Genomic DNA, 13,479 nt, shown 5'->3' with positions numbered 1-13,479 from the left:
ATGGTGGCACGCCCATGGCCGGCCCGCAAATGACGGCGCGACGACGCGAACGTGTCGAAAAGCCGTCCAGAAGGCGATGCGGCGTCGCGTGGACACCGCCTTCGGGAGCCTCGGCGCTCATCGACGTTGATCAATTGCGCTTCATCGCGTCGAGCGCGAGATTCAGCTTCAGCACGTTCACGCGCGGCTCACCGAGAACGCCGAACTGACGGCCCGCCGTATAGCGATCGACCAGCGCCTGCACGTCGTTCGGCGCCAGCTGGCGCGCTTTCGCGACGCGCTCGATCTGATAGGCGGCGGCCGCCGGGCTGATCTCGGGATCGAGACCGCTGCCCGACGAGGTCACCAGATCGACCGGCACCGGCTTCGACATATCGGAGCCGGCGGCCTTCAGCGCGGCGAGACGGCCGCGAACTTCGTCGAGCAGCGCCGGATTGTTCGGCCCGAGGTTCGAGCCGCTCGAACCCTGCGCGTTATACGGCATCGGGCTGGTCGCCGACAGACGGCCCCAGAAGTACTGCGGCGCGTCGAACTGCTGGCCGATCAGCTGCGAGCCGACCAGCTTGCCGTTCTGCTCGAGCAGGCTGCCGTTGGCCTGATCGCTAAACGCCACCTGACCGACGGCGGTCATCACCGCGGGGTAAGCGAGGCCCGTGATCGCGGTGAGCACCGCGAAAATCACGAGCAACGGACGGAACAGATTTTTCATGATGGGTGATTCCCTGGGTTATTCCGCGGGTTATTTCTTTGATTACTTCGGCGCTCACGTCGACGGTTGCTTCGGCGCGCGCCTCAATCAAACCCAGCCGAACGCGGCCAGCACCATATCGATCAGCTTGATGCCGATGAACGGCACGATGATCCCGCCCAGCCCGTAGATCAGCAGATTGCGGCGCAGCAGGATCGCCGCGCCCAGCGCGCGATAGCGCACGCCCTTGAGAGCGAGCGGAATCAGCAGCACGATCACCAGCGCGTTGAAAATCACCGCCGACATGATCGCCGAGGCCGGCGTGGCCAGATGCATCACGTTCAACGCGTTCAGTGCCGGATAGGTGGTGGCGAACGCGGCCGGAATGATCGCGAAGTATTTGGCGATGTCGTTGGCGATCGAGAACGTGGTCAGCGAGCCGCGCGTCATCAGCATCTGCTTGCCGATCTCGACGATTTCGATCAGCTTGGTCGGATTCGAATCGAGGTCGACCATGTTGCCGGCTTCCTTGGCGGCCTGCGTACCGGTGTTCATCGCCACCGCGACATCGGCCTGCGCGAGTGCCGGGGCGTCGTTGGTGCCGTCGCCGGTCATCGCGACGAGGCGCCCTTCGGCCTGATGCGCGCGAATCGTGGTGAGCTTCGCTTCGGGCGTCGCTTCGGCGAGGAAGTCGTCGACGCCCGCCTCCGCGGCAATCGCCGCCGCCGTCAGCCGGTTGTCGCCCGTCACCATCACCGTCTTGATGCCCATCTTGCGCAGTTCGGCGAAGCGCTCCTTGATGCCGCCCTTCACCACGTCCTTCAACTCGATCACGCCGAGCACGCGTGCACCCTGCTCGCCTTTCTCGGCGACCACGAGCGGCGTACTGCCGCGCCGCGCGACATCCGACACCGCATGGTTGAGCTCGTTCGGGAACCGGCCGCCGTTGGCTTCGACGTACTGCTTGAGCGCGTCGGCCGCGCCCTTGCGGATTTCACGGCCCGGCGCCCCGGGGGCAGTCCCCTCGGGAGACAGATCGACGCCGCTCATCCGCGTCTGCGCGCTGAACGCGAGGAACACCGGATGCAGCGAGGCCATGTCGCGTTGCCGGATATTGAAGCGCTGCTTGGCCAGCACGACGATGCTGCGGCCTTCCGGCGTTTCGTCGGCGAGCGACGACAGTTGCGCGGCGTCCGCCAGCGCCTCTTCGGTCAGGCCCGGTGCCGGCAGGAACTGCGACGCCTGACGGTTGCCGAGCGTGATCGTGCCGGTCTTGTCGAGCAGCAGCACGTCGACGTCGCCGGCGGCTTCGACGGCGCGCCCCGAGGTCGCGATCACGTTCGCCTGCATCATGCGGCTCATGCCCGCGACACCAATCGCCGACAGCAGCCCGCCGATGGTGGTCGGAATCAGGCACACCAGCAGCGCAACCAAGGCAGTGATCGTGACCACGTGCCCGGCCGCGTTTGCCAGATGCGCAGCTTCCACCGAGAACATCGAGAACGGCAGCAGCGTCGCAGTGGCGAGCAGCATCACGATCGTCAATGCGACCAGCAGAATCGTCAGCGCGATTTCGTTCGGCGTTTTCTGACGCTTCGCGCCTTCGACCATCGCGATCATGCGGTCGAGGAACGCTTCGCCCGGGTTCGCCGTGACGCGCACCACGATCCAGTCCGACAGCACGCGCGTGCCGCCCGTCACCGACGAAAAGTCGCCGCCCGACTCGCGGATCACCGGCGCGGACTCGCCCGTGATCGCCGACTCGTCGACCGATGCGACGCCTTCGATCACTTCGCCGTCGGCCGGAATCACGTCGCCGGTCTCGACCAGCACGACGTCGCCGCGGCGCAGATCGGAGGCCGTCATGACGCGGATCGGCGACTTCGGATGCGGCTCGTTGAGCTTCTTGGCCATCACGTCTTGCTTCGCACTGCGAAGCGATGCCGCCTGCGCCTTCGAACGGCCTTCGGCGAGCGCTTCCGCGAAGTTCGCGAACAACACCGTGAACCACAGCCACAACGTGACCGCGAGAATGAAGCCCGCCGGCGCCTCGGCCTGGCCGGCGAGCGCGGCGATCCATAGAATCGTCGTCAGAATGCTGCCGACGTACACGCAGAACATCACCGGGTTGCGGAACTGCGTGCGCGGCGTGAGCTTCCTGAAAGAGTCCACGATCGCGGGGCGCAGCAGCGCCGGGTCGAACATGGACCGGGTTGCATTATGGTCAGTCATTGAATCCTCGAATATCCCGTTAGCGCGAGGCGCAAGCCTGTTCGGTCATGGGTTCGCATGGGCCGCGTCAATGGGCGCCCATCATCATCAGATGTTCGACGCCCGGGCCGAGCGCAAGCGCCGGCACATAGGTCAGCGCGCCGACCAGCAGCACCGTGCCGAGCAGCAGCACGACGAACAGCGGGCCATGCGTCGGCAGCGTGCCGCCGGTCACGCCGATGCGCTTTTTCGCGGCGAGCGAGCCGGCGATCGCTAGCACCGGAACGATCGTGCCGAAGCGGCCGAACCACATCGCGATCGCAGTCAGCCAGTTGTAGAACGGCGTGTTGACCGTCAGGCCCGCAAACGCGCTGCCGTTGTTGTTGGCGGCCGAGCTGAACGCGTAGAGGACTTCGGTGAAACCGTGCGCCCCCGGGTTGAAAATGCCGGCCTTGCCCGCGTCGGTGAGCACCGCGATCGATGTACCGACCAGCACCAGCAGCGGTGTGAGCAGTACGACGATCGACACCATCTTCATCTCGTATGCCTCGATCTTCTTGCCGACGTATTCCGGCGTGCGGCCGATCATCAGACCCGCGACGAACACGGCCAGCAGCGCGAACACGAGCATCCCGTACATACCGGAGCCCACGCCGCCGAAGATCACTTCGCCCAGTTGCATCAGCAGCAGCGGATAGAGGCCGCCGATCGGCGTCAGCGAGTCGTGCGTATTGGCGACCGCGCCGCACGATGCCGCCGTGGTCGCGACCGTGAAGATGCCCGACTGCGCGATGCCGAAGCGGGTTTCCTTGCCTTCCGCGTTGCCGCCTGATTGCAACGCGTTCGCCGACTGATCGACATGCAACGCGGTGAACGCCGGATTGCCGCTCTGCTCCGCGCCGATCTCGCCGAACACGCACACACTGAACGCGATCGTCATTGCCGCGAGCACGGCCACGCCCTGCTTGCGGTCGCCGATCATCCGCCCGAACACCAGCGCAAGCGAAGCCGGGATGATCAGGATCGAGAAGATCTGCAGGAAGTTCGAGAACGGCGTCGGGTTTTCGAACGGATGCGCGGAGTTGCCGTTAAAGAAGCCGCCGCCGTTGGTGCCGATCATCTTGATCGCTTCCTGCGACGCGACCGGGCCCATCGCAATGGTCTGCGTCTTCAGCGGCGTATCGACGCTCACCGGGTTGCCCTTCGCGTCCTTGACCGGATTGCCTTGCGCGTCGAGCTTCGGGGCGGCGTACGTGGTGGTTTGCAGCGTCGGCACGTCCTGATAGGGCTTGAAGTTCTGGATCACGCCCTGGCTCATCAGCAAGACCGCGACGAGCGAGGCCATCGGCAGCAGCACGTACAGCGTCACCCGCGTGAGGTCGACCCAGAAGTTGCCGATGGTCTGCGCGGTGTGGCGCGCGAAGCCGCGTATCAGCGCGATCACCACCACGATGCCGGTGGCGGCGGACAGGAAGTTCTGCACGCTCAGGCCGAGCATCTGCGTCAGATAGCCAAGCGTTTGTTCCGGCGTGTAGTCCTGCCAGTTGGTGTTGGTCACGAAGCTGACCGCGGTATTGAATGCGCTGTCGACCGTCATCGCGCCGAACTGCTGCGGGTTGCCCGGCAGCCCGCCTTGCACGCGCAACAACACGTAAAGGAACAGCACGCCGAGCACGTTGAACGCGATCGTGGCGATCGCATAGTGCTTCCAACCCATCTCCACCGACGGGTCGACGCCCGCGATCCGATACAGCAGACGTTCGAGCGGGCCACCCCAGCGAAGCACGCGCGAACTGCCATCCATCACCGCGGCCAGATAGCGGGCCATCGGCACCGCGGCGGCCAGCAGCACGACGATGAAAAGGCTCGCTTGCAGGACATCGTTCGAGTTCATTCAATGTCCTCCGCGCGCAACAGCGCATAGACGAGATAAATGAACAGCAGCACGGTGGCCGCGCCGGACAACCAGAGAATCCAGCTCATGAGCGCGCTCCCTGGCCACGACGGAACTGCATCAGCTTCTCGCAGCCGGCAATCAATGCAAAGGTCAGCGCGGCGAACAGCACCAGGCCCCCGATATACAGCACATCCATTCCTGTTCTCCATTGAAGGACTTTGGATGGATGCAACGGTATGCCGAACCGTCTAAAGGGCTGGTCAAAGATGGCGGGGTGCGTATAAAAATCGCGTAAACGGACAGGGCCGTTCCATCCTGCGATGGAACGGCCCTGGGTAGTCGGGATGCCGGTAGCGGACACGCACCGGCATGCGTGCTTCTTTACGGCGTGTGCTTCTTTACGGCATGTGCTTCTTTACGGCATGTGCTTTTTTACGGCGCGTGCTTCTTTACGTGTGCTCTTTTACGGCATGTGCTTCGTCACGGCAGCAGCACGGTCGAGCCGGTGGTGCGGCGCCCTTCGAGATCCGCATGCGCCTGACCAACGTCCGCCAGCGCGTAACGCTGATTGATGCTCGCCTTCACCTTGCCCGACACCAGCACGTCGAACAGCTCCGCGGCCATCGCCTCGTAGTCGCTGCGTTTGCCGATATACGTGAAGAGCGTCGGGCGCGTGAAGAACAGCGAGCCGCGTCCGGCGAATTCCGACGAATCGATCGGCGGCAACGGCCCCGACGCATTGCCGAAGCTCACGAACATGCCGAGCGGCGCGAGGCAGTCGAGCGACGCGGCAAACGTGTCTTTACCAATCGAGTCGTACACCACCGGCACACCCGCGCCGTTGGTGATCTCGCGCACGCGTTTCGTGAAGTTCTCACGCGTGTAGACGATCGGATGATCGCAGCCGTGCGCCTTCGCGATCGCGGCTTTCTCATCGGAGCCGACCGTGCCGATCACGGTCGCGCCGAGCGCCTTGGCCCACTGGCAGACCAGCAGACCGACGCCGCCCGCCGCAGCCTGAATCAGGATCGTGTCGCCGGCCTTGACCGGATACGTGCGACGCAGCAGATACTGCGCGGTCAGACCTTGCAGCATCACCGACGCGGCCTGCTCGTCGCTGACCGCGTCGGGCACCTTGATGACCTGCGCGGCCGACAGCACGCGCTCCTGCGCATACGCGCCGGGCGGGCGCGCCACGTAGGCGACGCGGTCGCCCACTTGCAGACCCGTGACGCCCGCGCCGATCGCGCTGACCTCACCCGCCGCTTCCATGCCGAGACCGCCGGGCAGCGGCAACGGATACAGGCCGGTGCGGAAATACACGTCGATATAGTTCAGCCCGACCGCCGTCTGGCGAATGCGGATCTCGCCCGCGCCAGGTTCGCCCACTTCGACGTCGACCCATTTCATCACCTCCGGGCCACCGGTCTTATCGAATCGGATTGCTTTGGCCATCATGTCTCCTTCCTGTAGATATCGTCGGAATTGCCGCTGCCGCGCCGTCAGACCTGCTCGGCCAGACGCAAGGCCAGCACGTCGAGAATCATGCGCGCGGTCGAGATGTTGGTCGCGCACGGAATGTTGTGCACGTCGCACGCGCGCACCAGCGCGTTGATGTCCGGTTCGTGCGGCTGTGGCGTCATCGGGTCGCGCAAGAAGATCACCATGTCCACGCGCCCTTCGGCAAGTTGCGCGCCGATCTGCAGATCGCCGCCATGCGGACCGGACAGCATCCGTTCGACCTTCAGGCCATGGGTGTCGCTGATGCGTCCGCCGGTCGTGCCGGTCGCGACGATCTCGCAGCGCCTGAGCGTGTCGACGTATTCGCCGGCCAGTTTGACGATGTCGTCCTTCTTGTGATCATGTGCGATCAGCGCAATGCGGGTGGTCATGACGTAAGACTCCTGAAACCGATGTGATTGTGGTTGTGGTGTCGTGATGCTTCGTTGCGAGGCCGAGGCGGCCGCGGCGGCCGCTTCGGCACCCGCCCGTTCAGAACGTGCCGGGATACGCACCGCCGTCGATCAGCCAGTTCTGCCCGGTGATGTACCCGGCGTGCTGGCTGCACAGAAACGCGCACGCACGGCCGAATTCGTCGCGATGGCCGAAGCGGCCCGCGGGGATCGTCTTCATGCGCTGCTTGCGCGCTTCGTCGATGGAAATGTTTTGCGCCTTGGCCTGCGCCTCGAACGTGACCGCGATGCGGTCGGTGTCGAACAGGCCCGGCAGCAGGTTGTTGATCGTCACGCCGGTCGGCGCCACCTTGCGCGCGAGTCCCGCGACGAAGCCAGTGAGCCCCGAGCGCGCGCCGTTCGACAGGCCGAGCACGTCGATCGGCGCCTTCACCGCCGAACTCGTGATGTTGACGATGCGCCCGAAGCCGCGTGCGCTCATCGAGTCGATGGTCGCGCGGATCAGTTCGATCGGCGTGAGCATGTTGCTTTCGAGCGCGCGAATCCAGTCTTCATGCGTGAAGTTGCGAAAGTCACCCGGCGGCGGTCCGCCCGCGTTGTTGACCAGAATGTCCGGTTGCCCACAGGCGGCGAGCGCCGCGGCGCGGCCCGCGGGCGTGGTGATGTCGCACGCCACCGTTTTCACTTCGACGCCGCTTTGCTTTCGAATCTCGGCGGCGGTCGCCTCCAGTGTTTCGGCGGTGCGCGCGACGATCGTCAGGTTGACGCCTTCGGCGGCGAGCGCTTCGGCGCAGCCGCGTCCCAGGCCTTTGCTGGCTGCGCAGACCAGCGCGGTGCGTCCTGCGATTCCCATGTCCATGTGTGTCCTCGTGGCGTTGTTTCGGCGTTGTTTCGGCGTTGTTTCGGCGTTGCCGTGACGTTGCCGTGACGTTGCCGTGACGTTGCTGTGGCGTTGCCGTGGCGTTGTCCTGGCGTTGTCCTGGCGTTGCCGTGGCGTTGTCCTGGCGTTGTCCTGGCGTTGTCCTGGCGTTGTCCTGGCGTTGTCTTCGCGTTGTCCTGGCGCAGCGGCGCTGCCCAGCCGTTGCAACGTTTCCCACGATTCTAGAAGAATCGGTGCCGGACTGCGCCGGGCGGCTGCAATCTCCGGTATCTTCAGGCTGCACTCTTTCGGTAAACTTGCGTCGTGGCGCGTCCGCCAGCCAGTCGCCTCGCGGGCGGCGCGGCGCGGCGCGCCGAACCGATCCCGAATCGATCCCTCTTGCCGCCGCGTGCGCCCCCGCCATGACTCAGGACAGCCGTTTTCCCAATCTCTTCATCCTCGATCACCCACTCATCCAGCACAAGCTGTCGCATATGCGCGACCGGGACACCTCGACGCGCACGTTTCGCGAACTGCTGCGCGAGATCACGCTGCTGATGGGCTACGAGATCACCCGCAACCTGCCGATGACCACGCGCCGCCTGACCACGCCGCTCGTCGAGATCGACGCGCCGGTGATCGCCGGCAAGAAGCTCGCGATCGTGCCGGTGCTGCGTGCCGGCATCGGCATGTCAGACGGCCTGCTGGAACTGGTGCCGTCGGCGCGGGTGGGCCATATCGGCGTCTATCGCGCCGACGATCATCGCCCGGTCGAATACCTGGTGCGCCTGCCGGATCTCGAAGACCGCGTGTTCATCCTGTGCGATCCGATGGTCGCGACCGGCTACTCCGCCGTGCACGCGGTCGACGTGCTCAAGCGCCGCAACGTGCCCGCCGCGAACATCATGTTCCTCGCGCTGGTCGCCGCGCCGGAAGGCGTGCAGGTGTTCCAGGACGCCCATCCGGACGTCAAGCTGTACATCGCCTCGCTCGATTCGCACCTGAACGAGCACGCGTACATCGTGCCGGGCTTGGGCGACGCCGGCGACCGGCTGTTCGGCACGAAAAACTGATGACGGGGTGAGCGCCGCCCGCAAGCGCAGTCCATAAGCGCAGTCCGCAAGCGCGTGGCGCCAAAACTGCCAGCGGCGGGCACGGGAGTCACGCGGCCTGCCCGTGCCCGCGCGCTTTGCGCGTTATTTCCAGCAAGGTTCCTCCCTGCCGCACCCCCGCGGCGTGATAAAATTCGAGTCCGCTCAAGGAACGGCCTCGCTCGGCTCAACCGGCATCCTCGCCCCCGCTGTCTCGTCTCGCGCACTGCGTTCCATGCTGTGCTCGCGTGGCCGGCACCGCATTCGCCGCGCGCCAGCCGCATCGCCCCCATCGCGCCGCCGGACTTCTGTCCCGCGGGCCAGGGCCGGCCGGGCAGGCTGAATACGGCTTTGGAAATGGCTTTGGATATGGCTTCGAAGCGGGCGGTTTGAAACAGGCGGTTTGAAACAGGCGGTTTGAGCCGGTCGGCGAGCCGCGGGCGGCCAGCCCCGGCCGGTCTCACAACGGACTCACAGCGGATGGTTTGACATCGAGGCGCGCGAATCGCAAGCGCCCGACATCGCAACAACTCATTGCACTATGCGTGCGCCTCGCTGGCGCGCGCGACGGAGAAAGGTATGGCGGGTCATTCGAAATGGGCCAACATCAAGCATAAGAAAGCAGCGGCCGATGCCAAGCGCGGCAAGGTCTGGACACGGCTCATCAAGGAAATTCAGGTCGCGGCGCGCATGGGCGGCGGCGACATCGATTCGAACCCGCGTCTGCGGCTCGCGGTCGAAAAGGCGTACGACGCCAACATGCCGAAGGACAACGTCAACCGCGCGATCCAGCGCGGCGTGGGCGGCGTGGACGGTGCGAACTACGAAGAAATCCGCTACGAAGGCTATGGCATCGGCGGCGCGGCGGTGATCGTCGACACGATGACCGACAACCGCACCCGCACGGTCGCCGAAGTCCGGCACGCATTCTCGAAGAACGGCGGCAACATGGGCACGGACGGCTCGGTGTCGTTCATGTTCGATCACGTCGGCCAGTTCCTGTTCGCGCCCGGCACGGCCGAAGACACGCTGATGGAAGCCGCGCTCGAAGCCGGCGCCGACGACGTCGTCACGAACGAAGACGGCAGTATCGAAGTGTTGTGTCCGCCGAACGATTTCCCGAAGGTCAAGGCCGCTTTGGAAGCCGCGGGCTTCAAGGCCGAACTGGCCGAAGTGACGATGAAGCCGCAAACGGAAGTCGAATTCAGCGGCGACGACGCCGTGAAAATGCAGAAGCTGCTCGACGCGCTGGAAAATCTGGACGACGTGCAGGAAGTCTATACAAACGCCGCGATCGCCGATGAATGAGCGTGCCCCGGCAGCGCAGCGCGCGGGGGTTTCGCAGCGAATCGCAGCGACCCGCGCCACGCCGCCGGCTGGTCCCTCGCGTCGCCGTTCATCGCTCATCGTTGAGCGAGCGTCACTGAACATGGATGCGCATGTGCGCGCGTGCCGCGCCGCTGCCGCCCAGGTTCGCGAAGTGTCGCGCCCAGCGCTTTTGCGCGCGGGCGCACGCAGCGCGAATCTCGCTGTTTATTGCACGGCTGGGCTCGCCGCTTCAGCCGTTTATGGTTTTTAAGTCTCGGGGATTCACATGAAGTTACTCGTCGTCGGTTCCGGCGGTCGCGAACATGCGCTCGCATGGAAGCTTGCGCAATCGCCGCGGGTTCAGCTCGTCTACGTTGCGCCGGGTAACGGTGGCACCGCCCAGGACGAGCGTCTGCGCAACATCGACATCACCGAGCCGGCCGCGCTCGCTGATTTCGTCGAGCGGGAACAGATCGCCTTCACGCTGGTCGGGCCGGAAGCGCCGCTCGCGGCCGGCATCGTCAACCTGTTCCGCTCGCGTGGCCTGAAGATTTTCGGGCCGACCAGGGAAGCTGCCCAGCTCGAAAGCTCGAAGGACTTCGCCAAGGCCTTCATGAAGCGCCACGCGATCCCGACCGCCGAATACGAAACCTTCGCCGACGTCGCCGCCGCGCATGCGTATCTGGACGCCAAGGGCGCGCCGATCGTCATCAAGGCCGACGGCCTCGCCGCCGGCAAGGGCGTGGTGGTCGCGCAAACGCTGGAAGAAGCGCACGCCGCGGTCGACATGATGCTGTCGGATAACAAGCTCGGCGATGCCGGTGCGCGCGTCGTGATCGAGGAATTCCTCGCTGGCGAGGAAGCGAGCTTCATCGTGATGGTCGACGGCAAGCACGTGTTGCCGCTCGCCTCGAGCCAGGACCACAAGCGTCTGCTCGACGGCGACCAGGGCCCGAACACCGGCGGCATGGGCGCCTACTCGCCCGCGCCGATCGTCACGCCGCAACTGCATGCCCGCGTGATGCGCGAAATCATCCTGCCGACGGTGCGCGGCATGGAGAAGGAAGGCATCCGCTACACCGGTTTCCTGTATGCCGGCCTGATGATCGACGCGCAAGGCAACCCGAAAACGCTCGAATTCAACTGCCGCATGGGCGACCCCGAAACGCAGCCGATCATGGCGCGCCTGAAGGGCGACTATTCGAAGGTGGTCGAGCAGGCGATTGCCGGCACCCTCGATACGGTCGAGCTGGAATGGGACCGCCGTACGGCGCTCGGCGTCGTGCTCGCCGCGCACAACTATCCGGACACGCCGCGCAAGGGCGACCGCATCAACGGCATCCCCGCTGAAACCGCGGATTCGGTCACGTTTCACGCCGGCACCACGCTCGCCGACGGCAAGCTGACCACCTCGGGCGGCCGCGTGCTGTGCGTGGTCGGTCTGGCGGATTCGGTGCGCAGCGCGCAATCGGCCGCGTACGACACGATCAACCAGATCTCGTTCGACGGCATGCAGTACCGCCGCGATATTGGCTACCGTGCATTGAACCGCAAGCACGACGCCCGCAGCGAAGGCAAGCAGTAAGCCACCGCCCTGCTCGCCCGCGTGCGGCACCAACGGCGCTACACTGCGGGCTTTCGCGCACTGTGCGGCGTCCGGGCGGTCCGGGCTGGTCTGGACTGGTCATGGCCAACCCGCCGCCCGACGCGAAACACCGTACCGCCGGGCGTTCGCCGATGTATTCCTGACGAACGTCCGGCCGTCGCCCTTCACGAACCCGCGGTACGACGAGCGTGCCGCCCTCAGCATCTGCATTCATGACTGATTCGAGCTACGACGCACAGGCCGTGCGCAGCTGGCTGCAAGGCCTGCAATCGCATATCGCGGACACGCTCGGCGCGTTCGACGGCACACCGTTCGCGACCGACGTCTGGCAACGCGCGCCAGGCGAAAAGCTGCGCGGCGGCGGCTGCACACGGATCCTCGAAGGCGGCCAGTTCTTCGAGCGGGGCGGCATCGGCTTTTCGGACGTTGCGGGCGACGCGCTGCCGGGTTCGGCGAGCGCGGCACGTCCGCAACTGGCGGGCCGCGGCTTCGAAGCGATGGGCGTGTCGCTGGTGTTGCATCCGCGCAATCCGCACTGTCCGACCGTGCACATGAACGTGCGTCTGCTGATCGCTATCAAGGACGGCGAAGCGCCGGTGTTCTGGTTCGGCGGCGGCATGGACCTGACGCCGTACTACGGCTACGAGCAAGACGCGCAGCATTTTCATCGCATCTGCCGCGATGCGTTGCAGCCTTTCGGCGCGGATCTTTACCCGAAATTCAAGCACTGGTGCGACGAGTATTTCTTCCTGAAGCACCGCAACGAAGCGCGCGGCATCGGCGGGATTTTTTTCGACGATTTCTCGGCGCCGGGCTTCGATCAATCGTTCGCGATGCTGCGCAGCGTCGGCGAGGGATTTCTCAAGGCGTACCTGCCGATCATCGAGAAGCGCCGCAACACGCCGTACGGCGAGGCCGAGCGCGAGTTCCAGGCGTACCGGCGCGGCCGCTACGTCGAGTTCAACCTGGTCTTCGACCGTGGCACACTGTTTGGACTGCAAAGCGGCGGACGCACGGAATCGATCCTGATGTCGATGCCGCCTGTGGCGAACTGGCGCTACAACTGGCAACCCGAACCGGGCACGCCGGAAGCGCGTCTTTACAGCGATTTTCTCGTGCCGCGCGAGTGGCTGTGACGGGCGTCGCGTCCGCACCGCATTGCACGCGCCACGATCAAAGGATCTTCACCTGAAGCCGAACGCTCATCCTGTTGCCCTGCCTCGCCGGATCGGCCTGCTAGGCGGCACATTCGATCCGATCCACGATGGCCACCTCGCGCTCGCGCGGCGTTTCGCCGACGTGCTGCAACTGACCGAACTCGTGCTGCTGCCGGCCGGCCAGCCGTGGCAGAAAGCCGGCGTCTCGCCCGCCGTGCACCGGCTGGCGATGACCCGTGCGGCGGCCAGCACGCTGACGCTGCCGGGGGCGACGGTGCGCGTCGCGACCGATGAAATCGATCATGAGGGCCCGACCTACACGATCGACACGCTGCAACGCTGGCGTGAACGCGAAGGTGACGATGCATCGATCACGCTTCTGATCGGCGCGGATCAGCTCGTGCATCTCGACACGTGGAACGACTGGCGGCGCCTGTTCGACTTCGCGCATATCGGCGTGGCCACCCGGCCCGGTTTCGACCTCACGGCGGTTGCGCCGGCGGTCGCGCAGGAAATCGGCGCGCGCCGCGCCCACGCCGACGTTCTGCAAGCCACGCCCTGCGGCCACCTGCTGATCGACACGACGCTTGCGTTCAACGTCTCGGCCACCGACATTCGCGCGCATCTGCGCGAACAGGTGGCCCGGCGGCTCGCCCTCGTCGAAGGCGAACCGCAGGACCAGGCTGTGAGTCATGTCCCCGCCGCGGTGTGGGACTATATTCTTCAACATCATCTGTACCATCGCTAAT

13 protein-coding genes are annotated in these 13,479 nt (G+C 65.3%); 5 read left to right on the top strand and 8 right to left on the bottom strand.

Going from position 1 to position 13,479, the window contains the following annotated elements:
- Positions 1 to 130: 130 nt before the first annotated feature.
- The 8 genes from kdpC to BN2475_RS13645 form a co-directional block, all read right to left on the bottom strand.
- Complete coding sequence (gene kdpC, locus BN2475_RS13680; RefSeq protein ID WP_094780048.1) at positions 131 to 709, bottom strand: potassium-transporting ATPase subunit KdpC; 579 nt, start codon at positions 707 to 709, stop codon at positions 131 to 133.
- Between the two features lie 87 nt (positions 710 to 796).
- A complete protein-coding gene (gene kdpB / locus BN2475_RS13675) occupies positions 797 to 2,920 on the bottom strand; it encodes a potassium-transporting ATPase subunit KdpB (RefSeq protein WP_094780047.1) in 2,124 nt (707 codons plus the stop codon).
- 67 nt (positions 2,921 to 2,987) lie between these two features.
- Positions 2,988 to 4,793 (bottom strand): potassium-transporting ATPase subunit KdpA, encoded by a 1,806-nt coding sequence (kdpA, locus tag BN2475_RS13670; protein WP_094780046.1) that lies wholly within the window; start codon positions 4,791 to 4,793, stop codon positions 2,988 to 2,990.
- Positions 4,790 to 4,882: a K(+)-transporting ATPase subunit F gene (gene kdpF / locus BN2475_RS13665; protein ID WP_094780045.1), complete on the bottom strand. Its 93-nt coding sequence runs from the start codon at positions 4,880 to 4,882 to the stop codon at positions 4,790 to 4,792. Before kdpF ends, kdpA begins: the two co-directional genes overlap by 4 nt.
- Positions 4,879 to 4,992, bottom strand: a complete 114-nt coding sequence (locus BN2475_RS13660; RefSeq protein ID WP_094780044.1) for a potassium ABC transporter ATPase — start codon at positions 4,990 to 4,992, stop codon at positions 4,879 to 4,881. The genes kdpF and BN2475_RS13660 overlap by 4 nt, the downstream gene beginning before the upstream one ends.
- Before the next feature lie 284 nt (positions 4,993 to 5,276).
- Entirely contained in the window at positions 5,277 to 6,251 is a 975-nt protein-coding gene (locus tag BN2475_RS13655; protein ID WP_094780122.1) for a quinone oxidoreductase family protein, read from the bottom strand.
- A 47-nt stretch (positions 6,252 to 6,298) separates the two neighbouring features.
- On the bottom strand, positions 6,299 to 6,688 hold the full coding sequence (locus tag BN2475_RS13650) for a methylglyoxal synthase (protein WP_094780043.1): 390 nt from the start codon (positions 6,686 to 6,688) through the stop codon (positions 6,299 to 6,301).
- Between the two features lie 100 nt (positions 6,689 to 6,788).
- The gene (locus BN2475_RS13645) at positions 6,789 to 7,568 is read right to left on the bottom strand and encodes an SDR family oxidoreductase (protein WP_094780042.1); all 780 of its coding nucleotides are present in this window, start codon (positions 7,566 to 7,568) and stop codon (positions 6,789 to 6,791) included.
- A gap of 422 nt (positions 7,569 to 7,990) precedes the next feature.
- Here BN2475_RS13645 and upp point away from each other — a divergent pair, with 422 nt between their 5' ends.
- The 5 genes from upp (at position 7,991) to BN2475_RS13620 (ending at position 13,478) form a co-directional block, all read left to right on the top strand.
- On the top strand, positions 7,991 to 8,641 hold the full coding sequence (upp, locus tag BN2475_RS13640; protein WP_094780041.1) for a uracil phosphoribosyltransferase: 651 nt from the start codon (positions 7,991 to 7,993) through the stop codon (positions 8,639 to 8,641).
- Between the two features lie 597 nt (positions 8,642 to 9,238).
- Positions 9,239 to 9,967, top strand: a complete 729-nt coding sequence (locus BN2475_RS13635; RefSeq protein WP_094780121.1) for a YebC/PmpR family DNA-binding transcriptional regulator — start codon at positions 9,239 to 9,241, stop codon at positions 9,965 to 9,967.
- Positions 9,968 to 10,253: 286 nt separating this feature from the next.
- On the top strand, positions 10,254 to 11,552 hold the full coding sequence (gene purD, locus BN2475_RS13630; protein WP_094780040.1) for a phosphoribosylamine--glycine ligase: 1,299 nt from the start codon (positions 10,254 to 10,256) through the stop codon (positions 11,550 to 11,552).
- A 233-nt stretch (positions 11,553 to 11,785) separates the two neighbouring features.
- Positions 11,786 to 12,709 carry an oxygen-dependent coproporphyrinogen oxidase gene (gene hemF, locus BN2475_RS13625; protein WP_094780039.1) on the top strand — a complete coding sequence of 308 codons (924 nt, stop codon included), beginning with the start codon at positions 11,786 to 11,788 and terminating at the stop codon, positions 12,707 to 12,709.
- Between the two features lie 22 nt (positions 12,710 to 12,731).
- Positions 12,732 to 13,478 (top strand): nicotinate-nucleotide adenylyltransferase, encoded by a 747-nt coding sequence (locus tag BN2475_RS13620; RefSeq protein ID WP_094780038.1) that lies wholly within the window; start codon positions 12,732 to 12,734, stop codon positions 13,476 to 13,478.
- Position 13,479: the final 1 nt, after the last annotated feature.

It is taken from the genome of Paraburkholderia ribeironis, assembly GCF_900019265.1.
GTDB classification, from domain to species: Bacteria; Pseudomonadota; Gammaproteobacteria; order Burkholderiales; family Burkholderiaceae; genus Paraburkholderia; species Paraburkholderia ribeironis.
This window is presented reverse-complemented; position numbering and strand designations above follow the sequence as displayed.